Annotated in this window: 21 protein-coding genes; 14 read left to right on the top strand and 7 right to left on the bottom strand. The window is 70.7% G+C overall.

Annotated features, from left to right (window positions below):
- The first annotated feature begins 38 nt into the window (after positions 1 to 38).
- The 5 genes from PV342_RS29145 to pstB all read left to right on the top strand — a co-directional run bounded on the left by PV342_RS29145 (position 39) and on the right by pstB (position 4,758).
- On the top strand, positions 39 to 416 hold the full coding sequence (locus PV342_RS29145; RefSeq protein WP_329186511.1) for an NUDIX hydrolase: 378 nt from the start codon (positions 39 to 41) through the stop codon (positions 414 to 416).
- A gap of 213 nt (positions 417 to 629) precedes the next feature.
- Positions 630 to 1,775 (top strand): phosphate ABC transporter substrate-binding protein PstS, encoded by a 1,146-nt coding sequence (gene pstS / locus PV342_RS29140; protein ID WP_386995580.1) that lies wholly within the window; start codon positions 630 to 632, stop codon positions 1,773 to 1,775.
- Positions 1,776 to 1,878: 103 nt separating this feature from the next.
- Positions 1,879 to 2,868 carry a phosphate ABC transporter permease subunit PstC gene (pstC, locus tag PV342_RS29135; RefSeq protein ID WP_018559672.1) on the top strand — a complete coding sequence of 330 codons (990 nt, stop codon included), beginning with the start codon at positions 1,879 to 1,881 and terminating at the stop codon, positions 2,866 to 2,868.
- A complete protein-coding gene (gene pstA / locus PV342_RS29130; RefSeq protein WP_360999622.1) occupies positions 2,865 to 3,938 on the top strand; it encodes a phosphate ABC transporter permease PstA in 1,074 nt (357 codons plus the stop codon). Before pstC ends, pstA begins: the two co-directional genes overlap by 4 nt.
- A gap of 43 nt (positions 3,939 to 3,981) precedes the next feature.
- Positions 3,982 to 4,758 (top strand): phosphate ABC transporter ATP-binding protein PstB, encoded by a 777-nt coding sequence (pstB, locus tag PV342_RS29125; RefSeq protein WP_089229416.1) that lies wholly within the window; start codon positions 3,982 to 3,984, stop codon positions 4,756 to 4,758.
- 186 nt (positions 4,759 to 4,944) lie between these two features.
- Here pstB and PV342_RS29120 read toward each other — a convergent pair whose 3' ends face one another.
- Together PV342_RS29120 and PV342_RS29115 are read right to left on the bottom strand one after the other, a co-directional pair.
- The gene (locus tag PV342_RS29120) at positions 4,945 to 5,943 is read right to left on the bottom strand and encodes an inorganic phosphate transporter (RefSeq protein WP_018559675.1); all 999 of its coding nucleotides are present in this window, start codon (positions 5,941 to 5,943) and stop codon (positions 4,945 to 4,947) included.
- 5 nt (positions 5,944 to 5,948) lie between these two features.
- On the bottom strand, positions 5,949 to 6,569 hold the full coding sequence (locus PV342_RS29115) for a DUF47 domain-containing protein (protein ID WP_026251102.1): 621 nt from the start codon (positions 6,567 to 6,569) through the stop codon (positions 5,949 to 5,951).
- A 195-nt stretch (positions 6,570 to 6,764) separates the two neighbouring features.
- Here PV342_RS29115 and PV342_RS29110 point away from each other — a divergent pair, with 195 nt between their 5' ends.
- Entirely contained in the window at positions 6,765 to 7,151 is a 387-nt protein-coding gene (locus PV342_RS29110) for a metal-sensitive transcriptional regulator (RefSeq protein ID WP_500319267.1), read from the top strand.
- Here the strand turns inward: PV342_RS29110 and PV342_RS29105 are convergent.
- Both PV342_RS29105 and PV342_RS29100 read right to left on the bottom strand, forming a co-directional pair.
- A complete protein-coding gene (locus tag PV342_RS29105; protein WP_018559678.1) occupies positions 7,148 to 7,354 on the bottom strand; it encodes a hypothetical protein in 207 nt (68 codons plus the stop codon). The genes PV342_RS29110 and PV342_RS29105 overlap by 4 nt on opposite strands.
- Positions 7,355 to 7,425: 71 nt before the next feature.
- Positions 7,426 to 8,280: an SCO4651 family lipoprotein gene (locus PV342_RS29100; protein WP_400805936.1), complete on the bottom strand. Its 855-nt coding sequence runs from the start codon at positions 8,278 to 8,280 to the stop codon at positions 7,426 to 7,428.
- A 91-nt stretch (positions 8,281 to 8,371) separates the two neighbouring features.
- On the opposite strand from PV342_RS29100, the gene PV342_RS29095 reads away from it, so the two are divergent.
- Both PV342_RS29095 and PV342_RS29090 read left to right on the top strand, forming a co-directional pair.
- Entirely contained in the window at positions 8,372 to 8,527 is a 156-nt protein-coding gene (locus tag PV342_RS29095) for a hypothetical protein (RefSeq protein ID WP_018559680.1), read from the top strand.
- Positions 8,528 to 8,629: 102 nt separating this feature from the next.
- A complete protein-coding gene (locus PV342_RS29090) occupies positions 8,630 to 10,189 on the top strand; it encodes an FAD-binding oxidoreductase (protein ID WP_396348447.1) in 1,560 nt (519 codons plus the stop codon).
- 32 nt (positions 10,190 to 10,221) lie between these two features.
- Here PV342_RS29090 and PV342_RS29085 read toward each other — a convergent pair whose 3' ends face one another.
- Entirely contained in the window at positions 10,222 to 10,911 is a 690-nt protein-coding gene (locus PV342_RS29085) for a phosphatase PAP2 family protein (protein ID WP_400805916.1), read from the bottom strand.
- 200 nt (positions 10,912 to 11,111) lie between these two features.
- Positions 11,112 to 12,050 (bottom strand): C40 family peptidase, encoded by a 939-nt coding sequence (locus PV342_RS29080; RefSeq protein ID WP_051102081.1) that lies wholly within the window; start codon positions 12,048 to 12,050, stop codon positions 11,112 to 11,114.
- 391 nt (positions 12,051 to 12,441) lie between these two features.
- Here PV342_RS29080 and PV342_RS29075 point away from each other — a divergent pair, with 391 nt between their 5' ends.
- The 6 genes from PV342_RS29075 (at position 12,442) to PV342_RS29050 (ending at position 19,633) form a co-directional block, all read left to right on the top strand.
- Positions 12,442 to 12,750 carry a DUF8827 family protein gene (locus tag PV342_RS29075; protein ID WP_018559685.1) on the top strand — a complete coding sequence of 103 codons (309 nt, stop codon included), beginning with the start codon at positions 12,442 to 12,444 and terminating at the stop codon, positions 12,748 to 12,750.
- A 130-nt stretch (positions 12,751 to 12,880) separates the two neighbouring features.
- Positions 12,881 to 13,699 carry a DUF8175 domain-containg protein gene (locus PV342_RS29070; RefSeq protein WP_400805919.1) on the top strand — a complete coding sequence of 273 codons (819 nt, stop codon included), beginning with the start codon at positions 12,881 to 12,883 and terminating at the stop codon, positions 13,697 to 13,699.
- The gene (locus PV342_RS29065) at positions 13,689 to 14,969 is read left to right on the top strand and encodes a hypothetical protein (protein WP_400805922.1); all 1,281 of its coding nucleotides are present in this window, start codon (positions 13,689 to 13,691) and stop codon (positions 14,967 to 14,969) included. The genes PV342_RS29070 and PV342_RS29065 overlap by 11 nt, the downstream gene beginning before the upstream one ends.
- On the top strand, positions 14,966 to 16,516 hold the full coding sequence (locus PV342_RS29060) for an SCO6880 family protein (protein ID WP_400805924.1): 1,551 nt from the start codon (positions 14,966 to 14,968) through the stop codon (positions 16,514 to 16,516). The genes PV342_RS29065 and PV342_RS29060 overlap by 4 nt, the downstream gene beginning before the upstream one ends.
- A gap of 157 nt (positions 16,517 to 16,673) precedes the next feature.
- Entirely contained in the window at positions 16,674 to 18,053 is a 1,380-nt protein-coding gene (locus PV342_RS29055) for an ATP-binding protein (RefSeq protein ID WP_386995593.1), read from the top strand.
- Positions 18,054 to 18,067: 14 nt separating this feature from the next.
- Positions 18,068 to 19,633: a type IV secretory system conjugative DNA transfer family protein gene (locus PV342_RS29050; RefSeq protein ID WP_500319263.1), complete on the top strand. Its 1,566-nt coding sequence runs from the start codon at positions 18,068 to 18,070 to the stop codon at positions 19,631 to 19,633.
- A 263-nt stretch (positions 19,634 to 19,896) separates the two neighbouring features.
- On the opposite strand, the gene PV342_RS29045 is transcribed toward PV342_RS29050, so the two are convergent.
- Positions 19,897 to 20,406, bottom strand: a complete 510-nt coding sequence (locus PV342_RS29045; protein WP_500319262.1) for a GNAT family N-acetyltransferase — start codon at positions 20,404 to 20,406, stop codon at positions 19,897 to 19,899.
- Positions 20,407 to 20,516 lie beyond the last annotated feature (110 nt).

Here is a 20,516-nt window from a genome sequence, read left to right as displayed (position 1 = left end):
CCGGCACCGCCGACAACCCGATCCTCGCCGCCGGAGCGGTGCTGTGGCGCCGCTCCCCGGTCGACGGCGGCCTCGAGATCGCGGTGATCCACCGCCCCAAGTACGACGACTGGTCGCTCCCCAAGGGCAAGTTGAAACGCGGGGAGAGCGCGCTGGACGGCGCGCTCCGCGAGGTCAAGGAGGAGACCGGCCTCGACTGCGTGCCCGGCCGGGTGCTGCCCTCCTCCACGTACGTCGTCGAGGGGCGTACGAAGATCGTGCGCTACTGGGCCGCCGAGGCGCGCGAGGGCTCCTTCGCCCCGAACCGCGAGGTCGACCGCTTGATCTGGCTGCCGCCGACCGCCGCGCGCAACCGGCTCACCCATGAGCGGGACCGTGCCGTACTCGACGCGTTCCTCCGCGGAACGCGCCCCTGACGCTGGCACGCTGAGACGTACGCCACTCGGTGTGGGCTACGGCACCGCACTGATATGCGAGGTTCACCTTGCGTTCACCCTCGGCCGTCGACCACTTCACCTGATCTGCCTAATTTCGGCCTTACCGGTGAGCGAGCAGCCGCCGGGTGGATGCAGAAATCCATACCTCTGCTTCGCCGTCCACCGGCGGGCTTCAGGAAGGAATCACCAAAGGTGAAGCTTCAGCTTCAGCGTAAGAGCGGGCTCCGCGCGCTGGCCGTCGGCGCGGTCGCGGTTTCCGGTGCCCTCATGCTCACCGCGTGCGGTTCGGACGACAACACGAACGCGGGCGGCGACAGCAGCAAGGCCCCCACCTCGTCCAGCAGCATCAAGTGCGCGGACAAGGGCGGCCAGCTCCTGGCCTCCGGCTCCTCGGCGCAGCAGAACGCCATGGACGCCTGGGTCAAGAACTACCAGCAGGCCTGCTCCGGCGCCCAGATCAACTACAAGGCGTCGTCCTCGGGCGAGGGCATCATCGACTTCAACAACGGCACGGACGGCTTCGCCGGCTCCGACTCGCCGCTGAAGCCCGAAGAGGTCGAGGCCTCCAAGAAGATCTGCGCCACCGGCACCGGCATCAGCATCCCGATGGTCGGCGGCCCGATCGCCATCGGTTACAACGTCTCCGGCGTGGACAACCTGGTTCTGGACGCCCCCACCCTGGCCAAGATCTTCGACTCGAAGATCACCAACTGGGACGACGCGGCCATCAAGAAGCTGAACCCGGACGCCAAGCTCCCCAGCTCCAAGATCCAGACGTTCCACCGCCAGGACGAGTCCGGCACCACGGACAACCTCACCAAGTACTTCAACGGTGCGGCCAAGGACGCGTGGCCGTACGAGCACGCCAAGGCGTGGGCGGGCAAGGGCGGCCAGTCCGCCGCCAAGTCCGCCGGTGTCGCGGCCCAGGTCAAGCAGGTCAACGGCTCGATCGGTTACTTCGAGCTCTCCTACGCGACCGCCAACAGCATCAAGACGGTGAAGATCGACACCGGCGCCTCCGCCCCGGTCGAGGCCACCGCCGACAACGCCTCCGCCGGCATCGCGCAGGCCAAGGTCGTGGGCACCGGTGCCGACCTGTCCCTGGACATGTCCGCCGCGTACACCACCAAGGCCGACAACGCCTACCCGATCGTCCTGGTGACCTACGAGATCGCCTGCGACAAGGGCAACAAGGCCGAGACCCTGCCGCTGGTCAAGTCCTTCCTGGGCTACACCGCCTCCGAGGAGGGCCAGTCGATCCTGTCCGAGGCCGGCTACGCGCCGCTCCCGGCCGAGATCGCCACGAAGGTCCGCTCCACCGTGGACGCCCTGTCCTGACCCAGTCGGCCGGCCCCGCGACACGCGCGTCGCGGGGCCGGTCGCACTTCCGGTGCACCGCCGCCGGGGGAGCGATCCCCCACCCAGACCGGAGAAAAAACCGATGGCTATAACTGCACAGAACCCCACTCCGCCAACGGAGTCGAAGCGCGCCGGGGGGAGCGTCACCCGCCCCGGCGACAAGATCTTCTCGGGCCTCTCCCGTGGTTCCGGCATCCTGCTGCTGGTCGTCATGGCCTCGATCGCGGTCTTCCTGACGATCCGCGCGATCAACGCGATCTCCAAGGACCACGGAAACTTCCTGACCACCTTCGAGTGGAACGCCAACGCCAACCCGCCGGTCTTCGGCATCGCGGTGCTGGCCTACGGCACGATCGTCAGCTCGATCATCGCGATGGTCATCGCGGTCCCGATCGCGGTCGGCATCGCGCTGTTCATCTCGCACTACGCGCCGCGCCGCGTGGCCTCCCCGCTCTCGTACATCGTCGACCTGCTCGCCGCCGTGCCCAGCATCATCTACGGCCTGTGGGGCGCGCTCTTCCTGGTCCCGCACCTGACCGGCCTGAACATGTGGCTGGACGAGTACCTCGGCTGGACCGTCGTCTTCGAGAAGGAGGACCCGCAGGGCGCGGCCCGCTCGATCTTCACCGTCGGCGTCCTGCTGGCGATCATGATCCTCCCGATCATCACCAACGTCAGCCGTGAGGTCTTCCGGCAGGTGCCGCGCATGCACGAGGAGGCCGCCCTGGCCCTCGGCGCGACCCGCTGGGAGACCATCCGCATGTCGGTGCTCCCCTTCGCCCGGTCCGGCATCATCAGCGCCTCGATGCTCGGCCTCGGCCGCGCGCTCGGCGAGACGATGGCCGTCGCCACGGTGCTGTCCGCCGCGCCCATCCTGTCGGTGCACGTCCTGGATCCGGTCGGCGGGACCTTCTCCCAGAACATCGTCGCCAAGTTCGGCGAGGCCAACGAGTTCGGCCGTGACGCGCTGATCGCCTCCGGTCTGGTGCTCTTCGTCATCACCCTGCTCGTCAACGGCGCCGCCCGCGCGATCATCGCCAAGCGCAAGGAATACTCGGGGGCCAACGCATGAGCCACGCAGTCGCAGACAAGCGCTCCGCGCCCGTGGTGCCGCAGCGGGCCCTGGCCCAGCGCCGGCTCCCGAAGTGGGCTCCCGCGGGCATGGCGGCCGGCGCGATAGCGCTCGCCGTCGGCATCGGGCTCGGTGCCGGCCTGGACAGCAAGCTCCAGTGGGGCCTGATCGCCGTCCTGCTGTTCGTGCTCGGCACCTACGCGATCGCCACGGCGGTCGAGGGCCGCCGCCAGGCCAAGGACCGGGTCGCCACCAGCGTCGTCTGGGCCTCCTTCGTCCTCGCCGCGCTCCCCCTCTACTCGCTGATCCAGACCACGGTCAGCAAGGGCGTCAAGATCCTCGACGGGGCCTTCCTGTCGCACTCCATGAACGGCGTGCTGACCATCGGCGAGGGCGGCGGTGTCTACCACGCCATCATCGGCACCCTGGAGCAGGTCGGCATCGCCACCGCCATCGCGGCCCCGATCGGCATGCTGACCGCCGTCTACCTGGTCGAGTACGGCAAGGGCCGGCTCGCCCTGGCGGTGACCTTCTTCGTCGACGTCATGACGGGCATCCCGTCGATCGTCGCCGGTCTGTTCATCCTGTCGACCTGGAACCTGCTGCTGGGCTTCGGCCCCTCGGGCTTCGCCGGCGCCATGGCCCTGGCCATCCTGATGATGCCGGTCGTCGTCCGCTCCACCGAGGAGATGCTCAAGCTCGTCCCGAACGAGCTGCGCGAGGCCTCGCTGGCGCTCGGCATCCCCAAGTGGCGCACCATCGTGAAGGTGGTCATCCCGACCGCGATCGGCGGCATCACCACGGGCGTCATGCTCGCGGTCGCCCGCATCGCCGGCGAGAGCGCCCCCATCGCGCTGTTGGTCTTCGGCAACAACCTGATCAACAACGACCCGTTCAACGGCCCTCAGGCCTCGCTGCCGTTCTACATCTACCAGCAGTACCAGAACGGCAACGACGCGAGCTATGACCGGGCGTGGGCGGCGGCACTCGTGCTGATCGCCTTCGTCATGATCCTCAACCTGATGGCGCGCGGCATCGCGCGCTGGAAGGCCCCGAAGACCGGTCGCTGACGCGGCCAACATCAGCGACCCAAGGATTGCGAGCATCACCACCATGGCCAAGCGAATCGACGTCAGCGGACTCTCCGCGTACTACGGCGGCTTCAGGGCGATCGACGACATCTCGATGAACATCGAGCCGCGCACGGTGACGGCCTTCATCGGCCCGTCCGGCTGCGGCAAGTCCACCTTCCTGCGCACCCTCAACCGCATGCACGAGGTCACCCCCGGCGGCCGCGTCGAGGGCAAGGTGCTCCTGGACGACGAGAACCTCTACGGCCCCGGCGTGGACCCGGTCTCCGTGCGCCGCACGGTCGGCATGGTCTTCCAGCGCCCCAACCCGTTCCCGACGATGTCGGTCTACGACAACGTCGCGGCCGGCCTGAAGCTCAACGGCGTCAAGAAGAAGAGCGACCTCGACACGATCGTCGAGAAGTCGCTGCGCGGCGCCAACCTCTGGAACGAGGTCAAGGACCGCCTCAACAAGCCCGGCTCGGGCCTGTCCGGCGGTCAGCAGCAGCGTCTGTGCATCGCCCGCGCCATCGCGGTCGAGCCCCAGGTCCTGCTGATGGACGAGCCCTGCTCCGCGCTCGACCCGATCTCCACCCTCGCCATCGAGGACCTGATCGGTGAGCTCAAGGAGCGCTTCACCATCGTCATCGTGACCCACAACATGCAGCAGGCCGCGCGCGTCTCCGACCGCACCGCCTTCTTCAACCTCTCGGCGGTCGGCCAGCCCGGCAAGCTCATCGAGATCGACGACACGGAGCGGATCTTCTCCAACCCGTCCGTCCAGGCGACCGAGGACTACATCTCCGGCCGCTTCGGCTGACAGGTCCCGCAGCCGCCCCCCAGCCGTCCTGCGGTGCTGCATGGCGGTGCCACCGCAAGGCGAAGGCCCGTCCCCCGTTCCGGGGGGCGGGCCCATTTGCGTCCCGGCCGGGGAAAGGCCGGAGGCGGCGGCCGGTGCCCGGCCGCCGCCTCCTCCTCGTGCCTGTGCCGCCGGGCCGTGGGCGGCTCAGCCGAAGGCCACGTGCACCACGGCGTAGACCAGCGCCGCCACCAGCGCCGCGGCCGGCATCGTGATGAACCAGCCGATCACGATGTTCTTGGCGACGCCCCAGCGGACCGCGTTGACCCGCTTCGTGGCGCCCACACCCATGATCGCCGAGGTGATGATGTGGGTCGTGGAGATCGGCGCCTTGAAGATGTAGGCGGTCGTGTAGAGGATCGACGCCGCCGTGGTCTCCGCGGCGAAGCCCTGGGGCGGGTCCAGCTCGATGATCTTGCGGCCGAGGGTGCGCATGATGCGCCAGCCGCCCGCGTACGTGCCGAGCGAGAGCATCGCGGCGCAGGCGAACTTCACCCACAGCGGGATGCCGTCGCCCTCCCCCTGCACGTCGGCGATGGTCAGCGCCAGCACCACGACGCCCATCGTCTTCTGCGCGTCCTGCAGGCCGTGACCGAGCGCCATACCGGCCGCCGAGACGGTCTGCGCGATACGGAAGCCGCGCTTGGCCTTGTGCGGGTTGGCCCTGCGGAAGATCCACAGGATGGCCAGCATCACCAGGTAGCCAACGACCAGGCCGACGACCGGCGACAGGAACATCGGCAGGATGATCTTTTCGACCACCCCGGACCAGATGACCCCGGTGCCGCCGGCCAGCGCCGCCCCGACCAGCCCGCCGAACAGCGCGTGGCTGCTGGAGGAGGGCAGGCCGTAGTACCAGGTGATGAGGTTCCAGACGATCGCCCCGACCAGCCCGGCGAAGAGGATCGCCATGCCGGTCTGCCCGTGCGGCGTCTCGATCAGGCCCTCGCTGACGGTGTGGGCGATCCCGGTGCCGAGGAAGGCGCCGGCGAGGTTCATCACCGCGGCCATCGCCAGCGCCGCCCGCGGGGTCAGCGCCCGGGTGGACACGGAGGTGGCGATGGCGTTCGCGGAGTCGTGGAAGCCGTTGGTGTACGTGAAGAAGAGCGCGACGCCGATGGTCACGACCAGAGAGAAGGTCTCCACCGGGGTCAGGACTCCTTGACCGCGATGGTCTCCACGGTGTTGGCCACGTGCTCGAAGGCGTCCGCCGCCTCCTCCAGGACGTCCACGATCTGCTTCAGCTTGAGCACCTCGATGGCGTCGTACTTGCCGTTGAAGAGGTGGGCCAGCAGCTTGCGGTGGATCTGGTCCGCCTGGTTCTCCAGCCGGTTGACCTCGATCCAGTACTCGGTGAGGTTGTCCATGGTCCGCAGGTGCGGCATGGCCTCGGCGGTCAGCTCGGCCGCCCGCGCCAGCACCTCGATCTGCTGTTCGACCCCGCGGGGCAGTTCCTCGACCTGGTACAGCACGACCAGGTCGACGGCCTCCTCCATGAAGTCCATGATGTCGTCGAGGGACGACGCCAGGGAGTAGATGTCCTCACGGTCGAAGGGCGTGATGAAGGAGGAGTTCAGCTGGTGGAAGATCGCGTGCGTGGCATCGTCCCCCGCGTGCTCCGCGGCACGCATCCTTTCGGCGATCTCCGAGCGGGTGGCCGAATCGGCCCCGAGCAGTTCCATGAGGAGCTTCGACCCTGTGACGATGTTGTCCGCGGATGCGGCGAACATGTCGTAGAAGCTCGTCTCCCTGGGGGTCAGACGAAAGCGCACGTGAAGTCCTCGGAATACATCGGTTTCGGTCGCATTGATGCTAGGCGCATCATCCGGCCACAACTAACCGGCGTCCTACAGTGTCGCTCATCGCCGCGGGTGCGCCCCAGCAGGGGTTCTCCGCGCACCCTCGCACATTGGGGCGAATTCGGTACGATATACCCTGCCGGGGTATGGGGGGCAGGAGGGACATTCATGACGGTCACCGAGACCGGCGGCGCCGAGGGGCAGACGCAGTCGCCCACGGACGACGCCGGGCACGCCGCCACCGCGGGGGACACCCACGGGCACGGGGCGCACCAGCACGGCTACGCCAAACAGAAGGACCAGCACCTCAAGCGGCTGCGCCGCATCGAGGGGCAGATCCGCGGTCTGCAGCGCATGGTCGAGCAGGACGTGTACTGCATCGACGTCCTCACCCAGGTGTCGGCCGGCACGAAGGCCCTGCAGTCCTTCGCTCTGCAGTTGCTGGAGGAGCACCTGCGGCACTGCGTCGCGGACGCCGCGGCGAAGGGCGGACCCGAGGCCGACGACAAGGTGGCCGAGGCCACCGCCGCCATAGCCCGGCTGCTGCGGAGCTAGCGACCGGCCCCTGCCGACCGCCGGGTCCCCTGCGCGGGCACGCGGGGGCTCACGTTCAGCACCTCGTCGATGCGCTCGGAACTCAGCCGTTCCTCGGTCGTCGCCGACGCCGCGATCATCAGCTCGCAGCACAGCTCGATCTCCGCGAGGGCCACGTGGACCTGGTCGTCCTGGTCCAGGAGCCACACCGCCACGTGCACCACCTCCTCCCCGCCCAGCGTAGGGACCGGTGCACGGTCCGTGCATGACACGGACGGACCATTTCGGCAAGCCCTCAGGGGCCGGTCGCAGAAACGATCTTCCCCGTGTAGATGTCGGTCGCGCGGGGCAGGGTGACCCGCACCGGCGCCCCGAAACCATACATGCCGGTCGTCGAGACCACCGTGACCTGCGCCGGCGCGCTCCGTACGCCGGCGCCGCCCCCGTTGCTGAAGGTGAAGCGCTGCCGCACCTTGCGCAGCCGGCCCTCCTCGTCGAGCCAGGCGTCGAACGGCACCCGGGTCACGGTGAAGCCCTCCGCCGCGGCCGCGAGCTCCGCCCGTACCAGCGGGGAGGCGACCCGCGCGGCGTCCGCGATGTCCGTGACCCCCTGGTAGTGGCGCACCCGCACCCCCTCCAGGGTCTCCGTCCCGGCCTGCCGCACCTCCCGCGCCGCCCGCAGCAGCTCCGCGGCGACCAGGGGATCGGTCGCGCCGCCCGTGACGAGGTTGCCGTCCGGCAGTCGGGTGGTGTCGACCCGCACCCACTTGTCGGCGGGCACGCCCTCGCCGCGGTTCTTCATGTAGAGGGCACCGGGCGTCAGCAGCTCCGTGACCGGCTCGTGCTCCGCGTCCCCGGCCGCGTCCGGCGGCAGGACGACCCGCAGCCTGCCGCGCCGCTCGGCGTAGTCGAAGGTTCCGCTGCCCCTGATGGCGATCTTCGTGCCGCCGCTGGCCATCTCCATCGACGTGGCCACCTTCGAGCTGCCCTCGGCGACCAGCGAGTCCACCGCCCGCCGCAGGGTCTCCCCGGCGCCGACCGGGAGGTTGTCCACCTCGGCGGCCCCGCCGCTCGCCGAACACCCCGCCACCGCCAGTACGCACACCCCGAGACCCACGACTGCCGCAGTCGCCCGGCCGAGCTGCCCCATCTCCGCCAACCCCCCGCACCATGCCGCGCCTCGGACGTCGTGGGGCATAACGAGGTGCAGGGCACCGCGTCACGGCCGGTAGCTTTGTTCCGTGCCTCCCAGCGATCCGGCCCCGCCCGCCCACCGGGCCACCACCTCCGACAAGGGCGCCTTCTCGCACGCGACCTGCGTCTGCGGCTGGCGGGGCCCGGCCCGCCGCGCCCGCGACCGCGCCCGCCGCGACGCGTCCGAGCACGAGCGGGGCTGACGCCGGCCCGGCGCACGTCACACTCCCCGGCCGCAACCGGTCACCTGTTCCCCACCGTCCTCACGGACGACCACACGGGGAAGCGGAGCGGGAGGCCCCACCTTGAACCGACGAACTTTGATCCGCGGCGGCGCAGGCATCGCCGCGGCGGGCTGGCTGACCGCGGCCTGCACCCCGGAGAGCGGCCGCCCCGCGCACGCGGGCAGCCCGGCGCCCGGCACTCCCGGCGCCGCCACGACGCCCGCCGGAACGCCCTCACCCAGCGCCTCGCCGACCGTGCGCCCCGACTGGAAGGCCCTCGGCCGCAGCCTGGGCGGCCGCCTCGTCCTGCCCGACGACGCGGACTACGCCACCGCCCGTCTGCTGTACAACACCCGCTTCGACGGACAGCGCCCCGCCGCCGTGGCGTACGTCTCCGGCACCGAGGACATCCGCGAGTGCCTGGACTTCGCCCGCCGCACCGGCGTGCCCGTCTCGGTCCGCAACGGCGGGCACTCCTACGCCGGCTACTCGGGCGGCAAAGGCCGGCTCGTCCTCGACGTCTCCTCCATGGCCTCCGTGGCCCTGTCCGGCGGCACGGCGACCATCGGGGCCGGGGCGAAGCTCATCGACGTCTACACCCGGCTCGGCGCGAGCGGGCGCACCCTGCCGGCCGGCTCGTGCCCGACGGTCGGCATATCCGGCCTCACCCTCGGCGGCGGTCACGGAGTGCTCAGCCGCGCGTACGGGCTGACCTGCGACAGCCTCACCGGCGCCGAGATCGTCACGGCGGGCGGCCGCGTGCTGCGCTGCAGCGCCGGCGAGAACCCGGAGCTGTTCTGGGCGCTGCGCGGCGCGGGCGGCGGCCAGTTCGGTGTGGTGACCCGGCTGACGTTCGACACCCAGGCCTCCCCGCAGGTCGTCACCGGTTACCTGAGCTGGCCCTGGAGCAAGGCCGCCGCCGTCCTGCGCGCCTGGCAGGAGTGGGGGCCCACCCAGCCCGACGAGATATGGTCCGCACTGCACCTGGACAAGTCGGGCACCGGGTCCCCGCAGATCAGCATCGCCACCGTTGGCATCACCTCGCGCGACGGGCTCGCGAACGCCGTCGACCGGCTCGCCGACCGCATCGGGGCCTCCGCGACCACCGTCTCCCTGCACCCGCGCTCGTACCTCGACGCGGCCCTCGCCTACGCCGGCTGCTCGAACCTGAGCACCGCCCAGTGCCACCTGCCCGGCAACACCCCGGGCCGCAGCCCCTCCGGCCGGCTCGGCCGGGAGACCTACGCGGCACGCTCCGACTTCTACGACCGATCGCTCTCCGCGGCCGGCATCCAGACCCTCCTGTCACAGGTGGAGGGGCTCCGTTCCGGCTCCGGCAGCGTCTCGCTCACCGCGCTCGGCGGCGCCGTCAACCGCGTCTCGCCCACGGCCACCGCCTTCGTGCACCGGCGCTCGCGCTTCCTGGCCCAGTACATAGAGGCACCCGGTACCACGAACTGGCTCGCCGGGCTCCACACGGCCATGCGCCGCCACGCCTCCGGCGCCGCCTACCAGAACTACACCGACGCCACACTGACCGACTGGCGCACCGCCTACTACGGCTCGGCCGCCGACAAGCTGACCCGCCTGAAGGACCGCTACGACCCCACGCGGCTGTTCGCCTTCCAGCAGGCCCTCTAGGACTCCAGGACGAGGTACGCCGGCGGCGGCCGTCAGGCGGCCAGGTCCCTGTCGACCGCCGACGGCTCCGGGTACGGCTCACCCCGGCGGGCCTCCGCCCGGGGCGCCGCCTGCACGAGCACGCCCAGGCGGGAGTCGGCCACGGCCTTCGTCAGCGGGGTGAGCAGGGCCAGCGCGGCCGGGGCGAGCAGCAGCGCGACGGCCGTGCCAAGGGCGAAACCGCCCAGCACGTCGGTCGGGTAGTGCACGCCCATGTAGACGCGGCAGAAGCCCTCGGCGAGAGCGACGGCGACGGCGGCCAGGCCCCAGGTGCGGCTGACCATGAACAGGCCCATCGCGACGGCCATCGTCAAGGTGGCGTGGTCGCTGACGAAGGAGAAGTCGGTCTTCCCCTCCACCAGGACGTCGATGCCCTTGTGTTCCAGGAAGGGCCGCGGCCGGTCCACGAAGTTCCGCAGCGGGATGTTGAGCACCAGCGCGACCGCCGCCGCCAGCCCGGACCAGATCACGCCCGCCACGGCCGTCGGCGCCTCGGCACCGCTGCGGCGCGCCACGCGCCACCAGCACCAGCCGGCGATCAGGACCATGAGCAGGACCAGCCCGTACTCGCCGACGGCCTCCACCGCGCGGTCCAGCCAGCGCGGGGCGTCCTTGGCGAGCCCGTTGATGTCGCGGAGCAGGCTGACGTCGGGGTTCGAGCCGTCAAGCGAGAGCTCTGCCACCGGTGTCCCCTAACTGTCTTCCGCCGCACCCCCGTGCACGTCCGTGTGGGAGTCGATTCTCCCCCGTCCAACGGGCGGCACGGTACGTCGCGTTCCGGTCTCCACCGGATGATCACCAAGGTGTTATCGAAGGGAGACACGTTCCCGCATGCCGGGGCGGGATGTCCACCCACAGCGACGCCGCGGCGGGCGGGCGACGGTCACACCGCCGCGGCGCCCGCCGCCGTCACCCGCGTCGCCCCGATGTAGTCCGGGGTGTCGATCTTGTCGAAGCGGATCACCGCGCCCGTGTAGGGGGCGTTGATCATGTATCCGCCGCCGACATAGATCCCCACGTGGTGGATGGACCGCGGATCCGTCAGGTCGTACGCGAAGAAGACCAGGTCACCCGGGAGCAGCTCCTCCCGCTTCGGGTGCGGTCCGGCGTTCCACTGGTCGTTGGCCACGCGCGGCAGCTCGATCCCCACCGAGTGGTACGCCGCCTTCGTCAGGCCCGAGCAGTCGAACCGGCCGCCCTGCTCCGGCGTGCCGTTCCCGCCCCACAGGTACTTCGTCCCCAGCTTCTGCTGGGCGTAGTAGATCGCGCCCGCCGCCTGCCGCGACGGCCCGACCGGGCCCACGGGTGCCGCGAAGCTCTTCTGCAGGGTCGTGATGATCCGGACGTAGTTCTGGGTCTCGCGGATCCTCGGCACCCCGCCGGACCGGATGACCCGGTACGCGCCCGCGTTGTAGGCGGCGAGCATGTTCTCCGTCGGATCGCCCGGGACGTCCTTGACATAGCGGGCCAGCTCGCAGTCGTACGAGGCCGCCGAGGGAATGGCGTCCGCCGGGTCCCACACGTCGCGGTCGCCGTCACCGTCGCCGTCCACACCGTGCGACGCCCACGTGCCGGGGATGAACTGCGCTATCCCCTGCGCCTGCGCGGCGCTCTGCGCCCTCGGGTTCCAGCCGCTCTCCTGGTAGAGCTGGGCCGCCAGCAGCGCCGGGTCGATGGCGTCGCAGAGGTTCCCCCACTTCTGCACCAGGTCCTGGTACGCCGCCGGCACCGCCCCCCTGGCGAGCGTCACCGCCCCGCCCCCGCCCGTCAGCTTCGCCGCCACCAGGTACGTGCCGACGACGAGCAGCATGACGAACGACATGAAGAGGCCACCCACGACCCCCGACACCAGCCAGGCCTTCCGCGCGGTCCGCGAAGCCGCCGTCACCCGCCCCACCCCTTCGTCACATCACCCTGCCCGGCACGGAAGGTGACGGTGCGCCAGGCCCTGGGGAGCATCCCCACCCGCAGCGCCGCCAATCGTTGCCCTCCGCTCACCACCGTGATACACAGAGTAGTCAACAAAGTCTCATCGAACACCGGATCGCACGCCAGTGTGTCCAGTCTGACGGTTGCGGCCCGGATCACATTGGGGAATCGGCTGAGAAAGTCGCCGAGTCGACATACGACGGCGACATCCTCCGCCAAGATAGACCTTGGCTCCTTGCGCCCCGGCGAGGACGTCAACTGATCTAGCGTGGTGGTGAGTTCTCATGTTCCTGGCAGCCGAGAAGGGCGACATCAACACCATCATCGGTGGTATCGCCCCGGACTGGGGGCCTTTCGGTTCCCTGGGGAACGAAGCACGCGTCATGATCGAGGTGGTCATGGCAGTGGCGATCCTGCTCTGCCTGGCCATCGCGATCTGGGGCGCGGCGAAACAGCGCATCGGAGCGACGGCGCTCCGCGACACCTTCAGTGCGGAGCAGGGCAAGGGACTGATCATCGCCGGCCTGACCGGCGTGTTCATCATCGGCTCCCTCGGCACGCTCTTCACCATCGTCTACGGGATGGCGGTCTAGCGACCACGCGTCGGACTCCGCACCATCCCCCGCGCACTGTCCCCAAGGGGCCCGTCCCGGCCCCGCACCCCACCCGAGGCTGTCTGCTGATGCCCACTCACCCGATGACCCCCGAGGGGGCGAGCCCCCGATGAGCCTCGGCCAGGACGGCCCCCCGACCCGTACCCGTCTCCCCGAGCCCCCGCCCGGCACGGGCGGCCCCGCCCGCCGTCCGCAGCGCTCCAGCCGCAGCCTCGTCACGGTCGTCGGCGTCGTCGTGCTCCTCATCGCCGCCATCGCCTTCGCCAACCGCGGCGGCGGCTCCCCCTCCGGCTCCCCCGGCAGCGGCGGCCAGGGCGGCACCTCCAACGGCGCCCGCTCACAGCCCACATCCCCCACCGGCACGAAGCCGGTGGACGGCAAGAACGCGGGCATCCCCACGGGGTACGCCCGCACCGACCAGGGCGCGGAATCCGCGGGGGCCAACTACGCGGTGGCGCTGGTGTCCGCCGACATCCTCAACCCGGACCGGCGGCACCAGATCGTGCAGCGGCTCTTCACCGACAGCACGGTGAACGAACTACAGGCCAAGCTCGACGCCGCCTACTCGACGGACTTCCTCGCGAAGCTCGGCCTCGACGAGAACGGCAACGCGGCCGAGGACATGGTCTACGTCTCGCGGACCGTCCCCGTGGGGACCACGACCACCGACTTCCGCGGCGACACGGCGACGGTGGAGGTCTGGTGCACGGGAGTGTTCGGCACCGCGGGCGAGGGCTCCACGAACCCGGTCGTCAACGACTGGTTCACGATGACGCTCAAGCTGCGCTGGGCGGACAATGACTGGAAGGTCGAAAGCTTCTCCCAGAAGGACGGCCCCGCACCGGTCAACAGTGACCGCACCGCATCGACCGCCGACGAGATCGCCAACGCCGTGAAGCAGTACGGGGGGTTCACTTATGCCCGGTAGCCAGCGCCGTGCCACCACGATCGGCGCCGCCCTGGTCACCCTGCAGACGGCGGCGGTGCTCCTGTCGGCGCGGGCCTTCGCGGCACCGTCACCGACCCCCTCCCCAACAGGCGGCAAGGACGAGTGCGAACTCATCGTCGGCCCCGCACGCGACTACTGCGAAAGCGGCAACGGCTCCGGCCGCACCCCGTCCGTCGCGGACTCGCTCGACCCCCTGGACTCGCTCGCGCGCGGCTGCGCCGACGCCGCCGCCTGGGTCATCGACGGCCTCTCCGACGCCGTCAACAAGACCGCCGCCGTGGACTTCACCAACAAGGCGTTCCTCACCCAGTACGCCGTCGTCTTCGCCGCATCCACCTTCCTCACGCTCCTGCTGTGGCTGCTGGCCGTCGCCAAGCGCGCCGTGCGCGGGGTGCCGCTCACGGAGGCCCTCACCGAGGCCGTCGGCTTCCTCTGGCTCACCGTGATCGCCTCCGCCTTCACGCCGCTGATCCTCTACACCGTCGTGTCGGCGACCGACGGCATCACGGAGGTCATCGCCTCCGGCACGTCCGCCAGTACGGACACCTTCTTCGGCTCGTTCCAGGACGCGTTGACCAAGGACTCCGACATCGGCGGCGGCCCGATCATGCTGATCGTGGTCTCCCTGGTGTCCGTGCTCGCCGCCGGCGTCCTCTGGCTCGAACTCGTCATCCGCGCCGCGCTGCTGTACGTCGGCGCCCTGCTCGGCACCGCCGTGTACTCGGGCCTGGTCGACAAGAACATGTGGCACCACGTGCGCCGTTGGGCCGGGATCATGATCGCGGTGATCCTGGTCAAGCCCGTGATCGTCGTCGTGCTCGGCCTCGCGGGCGCGCTCAGCGGCTCCGACGGGCCCACCGCGTTCGGCGCCGTCGTGTCGGGTCTGGCCATCATCCTGCTGGCCATCTTCGCCAGCGCGATGATCTACCGCTTCGTCCCCGGCTTCGGCGACGACGTGGCCAGCCTCCGCAACAACCGCAAGGCGAGCGCCGAGTCCCAGGCCGCCGCCGTCATCTCCTCCCCGGCCGCGCTGGTGAAGCAGGGCATCAAGGCGCACAGCACCCGCGGCGGCCCCCAGGAGCAGGCCACGGGCGGCGGCGCACAGCCCGCGAACGCCGTCCCCAGCGGCATCGCCGCCCACAGCAGCCGCAACGGCACCGCCCCGGCACCGGCCCCCGCGCCGCGCACGAACCCTGACCGCGGCAACGGCGGCGGGCCCAGCAAGACAGCAGGAGGCGAAAGCCGGTGACGTCCCAGCCCTACGCCCCACCGCAGCAACGCCGCACGTACCTGATCGGCAAGGCGCGTCCCAACGCCATCGTCGGCAAGAACCGCGAGACCGGCGAGATCACCCTGATCATCGTCGGCGCGTTCCTCGGCATGATGTGCGGCCTGCTGATCCCCGTACTGCCGCTGCGCATCCTCGGCCTGACAGGCTGGCCGCTGCTCGCCTTCGCCGCCGTCTACATGCCGTACCGGCGCCGCACCTTCTACCGCTGGTTCGAGATCAACCGCAGCTACCGCCGTACGCTGCGCTCCTCGGCGGCGTACCGCTCCGCGGCCGCAGAGGCCGGCACCCGGCTCGACGGCCGCGAGGTGGAGATCGGGTCGCCGCCCGGTATCGGCCGCATCACCTGGCTGTCGGCGCCCTTCGGCCCGGACGAGATCGCCGTGCTCCTGCACGTGGACCGGCGCACCGTGACCGCCGCCATCGAGATCGAGGGCCCCGGCGTGGGCCTGCGCGACAGCGAGGACCAGGAGGCCCTCGTCGAGCGCTTCGGCACCCTGCTCAAGCACGTCGCCAATGGGGACGGCTTCGTCACCCGGCTCCAGATGCTCGCCCGCACCCTGCCCGCCGACCCCGACGCCCACGCCAAGGACGTCGCCCAGCGCGGCGACGACCGCGCCGAGCAGTGGCTCAAGGACTCCTACGACCAGCTGCAGTCGATGGTGTCGACCTCGTCCGAGCAGCACCGCGCCTACCTCGTCGCGTGCATGCACTACAGCCGCGAACTCGCCGCCGAGGGCAGCACCATCGCCCGCGCCGCGGGCGGCGGCCGCAAGACCCTCGACAAGGACGCCGGCATCGCCGCCGTCATGGCCCGCGAGCTCACCGACATCTGCGCCCGCCTCACCGAGGCCGACATCCGGGTCCGGCAGCCGCTCGGCCAGGCGCGGCTGGCGTCGCTCATCCACTCCATGTACGACCCGGACCACCCGATCGACCACATCCAGGCGATGACCCGCCGCAACGCCTGGCCCGCGGAACTGGACGCCACGGAGCCCACCTTCCTCCAGGCCAAGACCCGCGAGTCGGCGACCCGCGCCCCCTGGTGCCACTCCACGGCCTGGGTCAAGGAGTGGCCGCTGACCCCCGTCGGCGTCAACTTCATGGCACCGCTGCTGGTCCACACCCCGGACGTGATCCGCACCGTCGCGGTCTGCATGGACCTCGAGCCGACCGACGTCGCCATCGAGCGCATGCTCACCGAGAAGACCAACGACGACGCCGAGGCCAGCCGCGCCGCCAAGATGAACCGCGTCGTCGACCCCCGCGACATCGCCCACCACTCCCGCATCGACCAGCGCGGCGAGGACCTCGCCTCCGGGGCGGCGGGAGTGAACCTGGTCGGCTACATCACGGTCTCCTCCCGCTCCCCGGAGGCCCTGGCCCGCGACAAGCGCACGATCCGCGCCTCGGCGGGCAAGTCGTACCTCAAGCTGGAGTGGTGCGACCGGGAGCACCACCGGGCATTCGTCAACACGCTCCCGTTCGCGACCGGCATCCGCCGCTGAGGGGCCGGGAGGTAGCACCATGCGCCTGTGCGCACTTGACGCTCCGTCTCCAGGGACGGCGCTAATGGGAAGGACGACAGGGACAACGATGCCACGCCGGAGCCTGCGCCCCGGGCGCGACGACCGCTGACGCCGAGGAGGCGCTCCACCCATGCCCATGCTGGACCCCCTCGCAGCGCTCACCGACGCCTTCACCAGCTTCCTCTTCGGCAAGGTGGAGACCACCCGGCTCCCCGTCCGCACCTCCACCGGTCAGGCCCAGGCCGTCTACATGCCGACCGCGGCGCCCGGCCTGGGCGACTCGGGCGTGATCATCGGCCGCGAGGTCTACTCCGGCAAGGGCTACATCTACGACCCGTTCCAGCTGTACGGGCAGCAACTCCCCGCCCCTCACTGGCTGGTCCTCGGCGAGTCCGGCAACGGCAAGTCCGCCCTGGAGAAGACCTACGTCCTGCGGCAGCTGCGCTTCCGCGACCGCCAGGTCGTCGTCCTGGACGCCCAGGGCGAGGACGGCGTCGGCGAATGGAACCTCATCGCCAAGGCCCTCGGCATAACTCCCATCCGCCTCGACCCGATGGCGGCCCTCGACGGGGGCATCAAGCTCAACCCGCTCGACCCGGCGATCACCACCACGGGCCAGCTCGCGCTGCTCCGCACGATCATCGAGGTCGCGATGGGCCGCGGCCTGGACGAGCGCTCCGGCTTCGCGCTCAAGGTGGCCCACGCCTACGTCCACGAGACGGTCACCGACCGCCAGCCGATCCTCACCGACATCGTGGACCGGCTGCGGCACCCCATGGCCGACTCCGCCGAGTCGATGAACGTCGACCTGGAGGACGTCCGCGCCTGGGGCCTGGACGTCGCCCTCGTCCTGGACCGGCTCGTCGACGGCGACCTGCGCGGCATGTTCGACGGCCCGACGACCGCCGGCATCGACCTCGACGCCCCGCTGATCGTCTTCGACCTGTCCCACATCGACCGCAACTCCATCGCCATGCCGATCCTCATGGCGATCGTCGGCGTCTGGCTGGAGCACACCTGGATCCGCCCCGACCGGAAGAAACGGATCTTCCTGGTCGAGGAGGCCTGGCACATCATCAACAGCCCGTTCGTCGCCCAGCTCTTCCAGCGACTCCTGAAGTTCGGCCGCCGTCTCGGCCTGTCCTTCGTCGCCGTCGTCCACCACCTCTCCGACGTGGTGGACGGAGCTGCCGCGAAGGAGGCAGCGGCGATCCTCAAGATGGCCTCGACACGCACCATCTACGCCCAGAAGGCCGACGAGGCGCGCGCCACCGGCCGCGTGCTCGGCCTGCCCCGGTGGGCGGTGGAGATCATCCCCACCCTCACCCCCGGCATCGCCGTCTGGGACGTCAACGGCAACGTGCAGGTCGTCAAGCACCTCATCACCGAGAGCGAGCGGCCGCTGGTCTACACCGACCGCGCCATGACCGAGGCCTCGGACGACGACGGAACGGACGGGTACGACCAGCCGCGGGTCTCCCTCGACAAGCAACTGGCCGACGACGCGGTGGCCTGAACGGGGACCTCACCATGGCGAGAGCGCAGCACCACGGGCAGGAGCGCGAGGGCGGGATCCCGGACGGGCTGATCCTCGGCATCATGGGCTTCCTGCTCGGAATGACCATCCTGGTGTGGACGGGCACCGGGATAGCCGGTCTCGTCTCCCACGGGGCGTGGCCCGCCGAGGTCCACTTCACGCGCACCCCCGTGGCCATGCGCCACCTCATCGCCGAACCCCACGACATCGCCGGGGCCTGGCGACCCGCCCCGCCGGAGGGGCTGCCCGGATCCGGGCTGTTCTGGGGCGTGTTCATCGGGCAGTTGATGGTGCTCTTCGTCCTCACGGTCTTCGTGATGGGCGTCATCGCCCGCACCCGGCTGCGCCACGCCGCGCGCCGTACGGCCGCCCTGAAGGCCGCGGAGGCGGCCGTGGAGCCCGAGACCCCGGTCCGGCCCCGCCAGGCCCCGCAGCGGCCCGTGGAGGCCCCAACGGCGGTCGACCCCGAGCCCGAACCCGTACCGGTGGGCCCTGCCGCCGCGCCCACGGCCGGTCCGGCGGGTCCTTCCGTCACCACCGATCACGAACTCACCCGCACCTACGCGGCGTTCGCGGCCCTCCGCAGCGACAAGGGCAAGCGCCTCGTCCAGCCGGCCGTACTCAACGCGGCCGGCCCGGTCCTCGTGACCACCGCCGATCCGGACACCTTCCACCAGACCGTCGGCAACCGCGCCAAGCTCGGCCCGGTCCACGTCTACGACCCGGCCCACTTGGTCGACACCCCGGCCCGGCTCCGCTGGGCACCGCACTCGGGCTGCGCGGACGTCCCCACCGCCGTCACGCGCGCCCGCGCCCTGCTGTGCCCGGTGCGGCCCCGCGCCGCGGCCGACGCCGCGATGTTCGACGCCGCCGAGACCCTCCTGCGCTGCTGGCTGCACGCGGCCGCCGTCGACGGCCAGCCGTTCCGCCAGGTGCACCGCTGGGCGGGCGGAAGCTCGGGTCAGGACGCCGTCCGCATCCTGCGCACGCATCCCAAGGCGGCCTCGGGCTGGAGCGGTGAGCTCGAGTCCGTCCTCCACGCCCACACCCACCGCCGCGACGCCGCCCAGGCCCTCGTCCACCGCGCCCTGGAGTCCCTCAACTCCGTCCACATCCGGGACGCCTGCAATCCGGGACGCACCGACGGCCTCGAACTGGAGTCATTCCTCACGGATCTGGGCACGCTCTATGTGGTGGGCGAGCCGAACGAGGACCCGCGAACCCACCCGGGTGCGATGCCGTTGCTCACCGCACTCGTCTCCAGCGTGGTCGAGCACGGCCGGCGCATGGCCGCAGGGTCATCCTCCGGTCGGCTCGACCCACCAATGACCCTCGTGCTGGACGACATCGCCGCCCTCGCGCCGATCCCGGAGCTCCCCGATCTGCTGGCCACCGGCACCGCCGCGGGCCTGCCCACCCTGGCCGTGCTGCGGTCCCCCGAACAGGCCCGCGACCACTGGCGCGGCCCGCTCTGGCACCGCGCCGACGCCCGCCTCGTCCTCGGCACCCAGCCCCCGGCCCTGCTCGACGAGGTCCCGGACGCCGTGCGCCTGCCCTAGGCCGTGTCGTCAAATGAGTGCCGGCCGCCCGAAGGGCGGGCTCGGCGGCTCCCCCGGCTGACGCTGGGAGGGGCCCCCTGGTGCGGTGCATCGCAAGGCGGAGGATCGTCCTCGTAGGGGGCTACTCGGACGATTCGACAACGCAGCGTGCGGGCACCTCCCAGCGTCAGCTGGGGGAGCGCCGTGCCAGGCGTCGCTGAGTGGGGGCACCCCCGGCCGAAGGTCGGGGGAGGGCATGTGACGACACGGCCCAGCGCCACGCCCTACGGCCGCTTCAGCTCCATCTCGTACTCGGTCTGCGACTCATCCAGCGGGAACGCCATCGTCCTCCCCGTCCGCACGAAACCGAGCCGCTTGTAGAAGGCCTGTGCGCGGTGGTTGTCCTCATGCACCCACAACCGCACCCGCCGCACCCCCTCGGGCAGTTCCCACGACCACGCGATCGCCGCGCCCAGCAACTCCGTGGCCAGCCCGCCGCCCCGGAACTCCGGCCGCACGTACACGCCGACCAGATGCGTCTGCGGGACGTCGAACTCCTCGCCCGTCTCGACGAGTACGGCCACATTGGCGACCCGCTCGCCGGCCTCGTCCTCCGCGATGAACGACTGGGTCTGCGCCCGCTGCCGCCACACCTCGTCGTCGAACGCCGCCTCGGTGTCATGGGTGTTGACGAAGGCGAGGGCCGCGGCGGGATCCTTGAGCGCCTCCAGCCGCAGAGCCCGCTGCGCGCGCCATTCGTCGGGGTGGGACGTGCGTATCGTGTAACTGCTCATACCGCGATCGTACGCAAAAAAGCCCCGGCTCCCGAGTGATTAAACTCGGGAGCCGGGGCTCAATATTTGTTCGGCGGCGTCCTACTCTCCCACAGGGTCCCCCCTGCAGT

Source organism: Streptomyces sp. PA03-3a, assembly GCF_033792735.1.
In the GTDB taxonomy this organism is placed as follows: Bacteria; Actinomycetota; Actinomycetes; order Streptomycetales; family Streptomycetaceae; genus Actinacidiphila.
The sequence above is the reverse complement of the archived record's forward strand: the minus strand, read 5'-3'. Positions and strand labels throughout refer to the sequence as shown.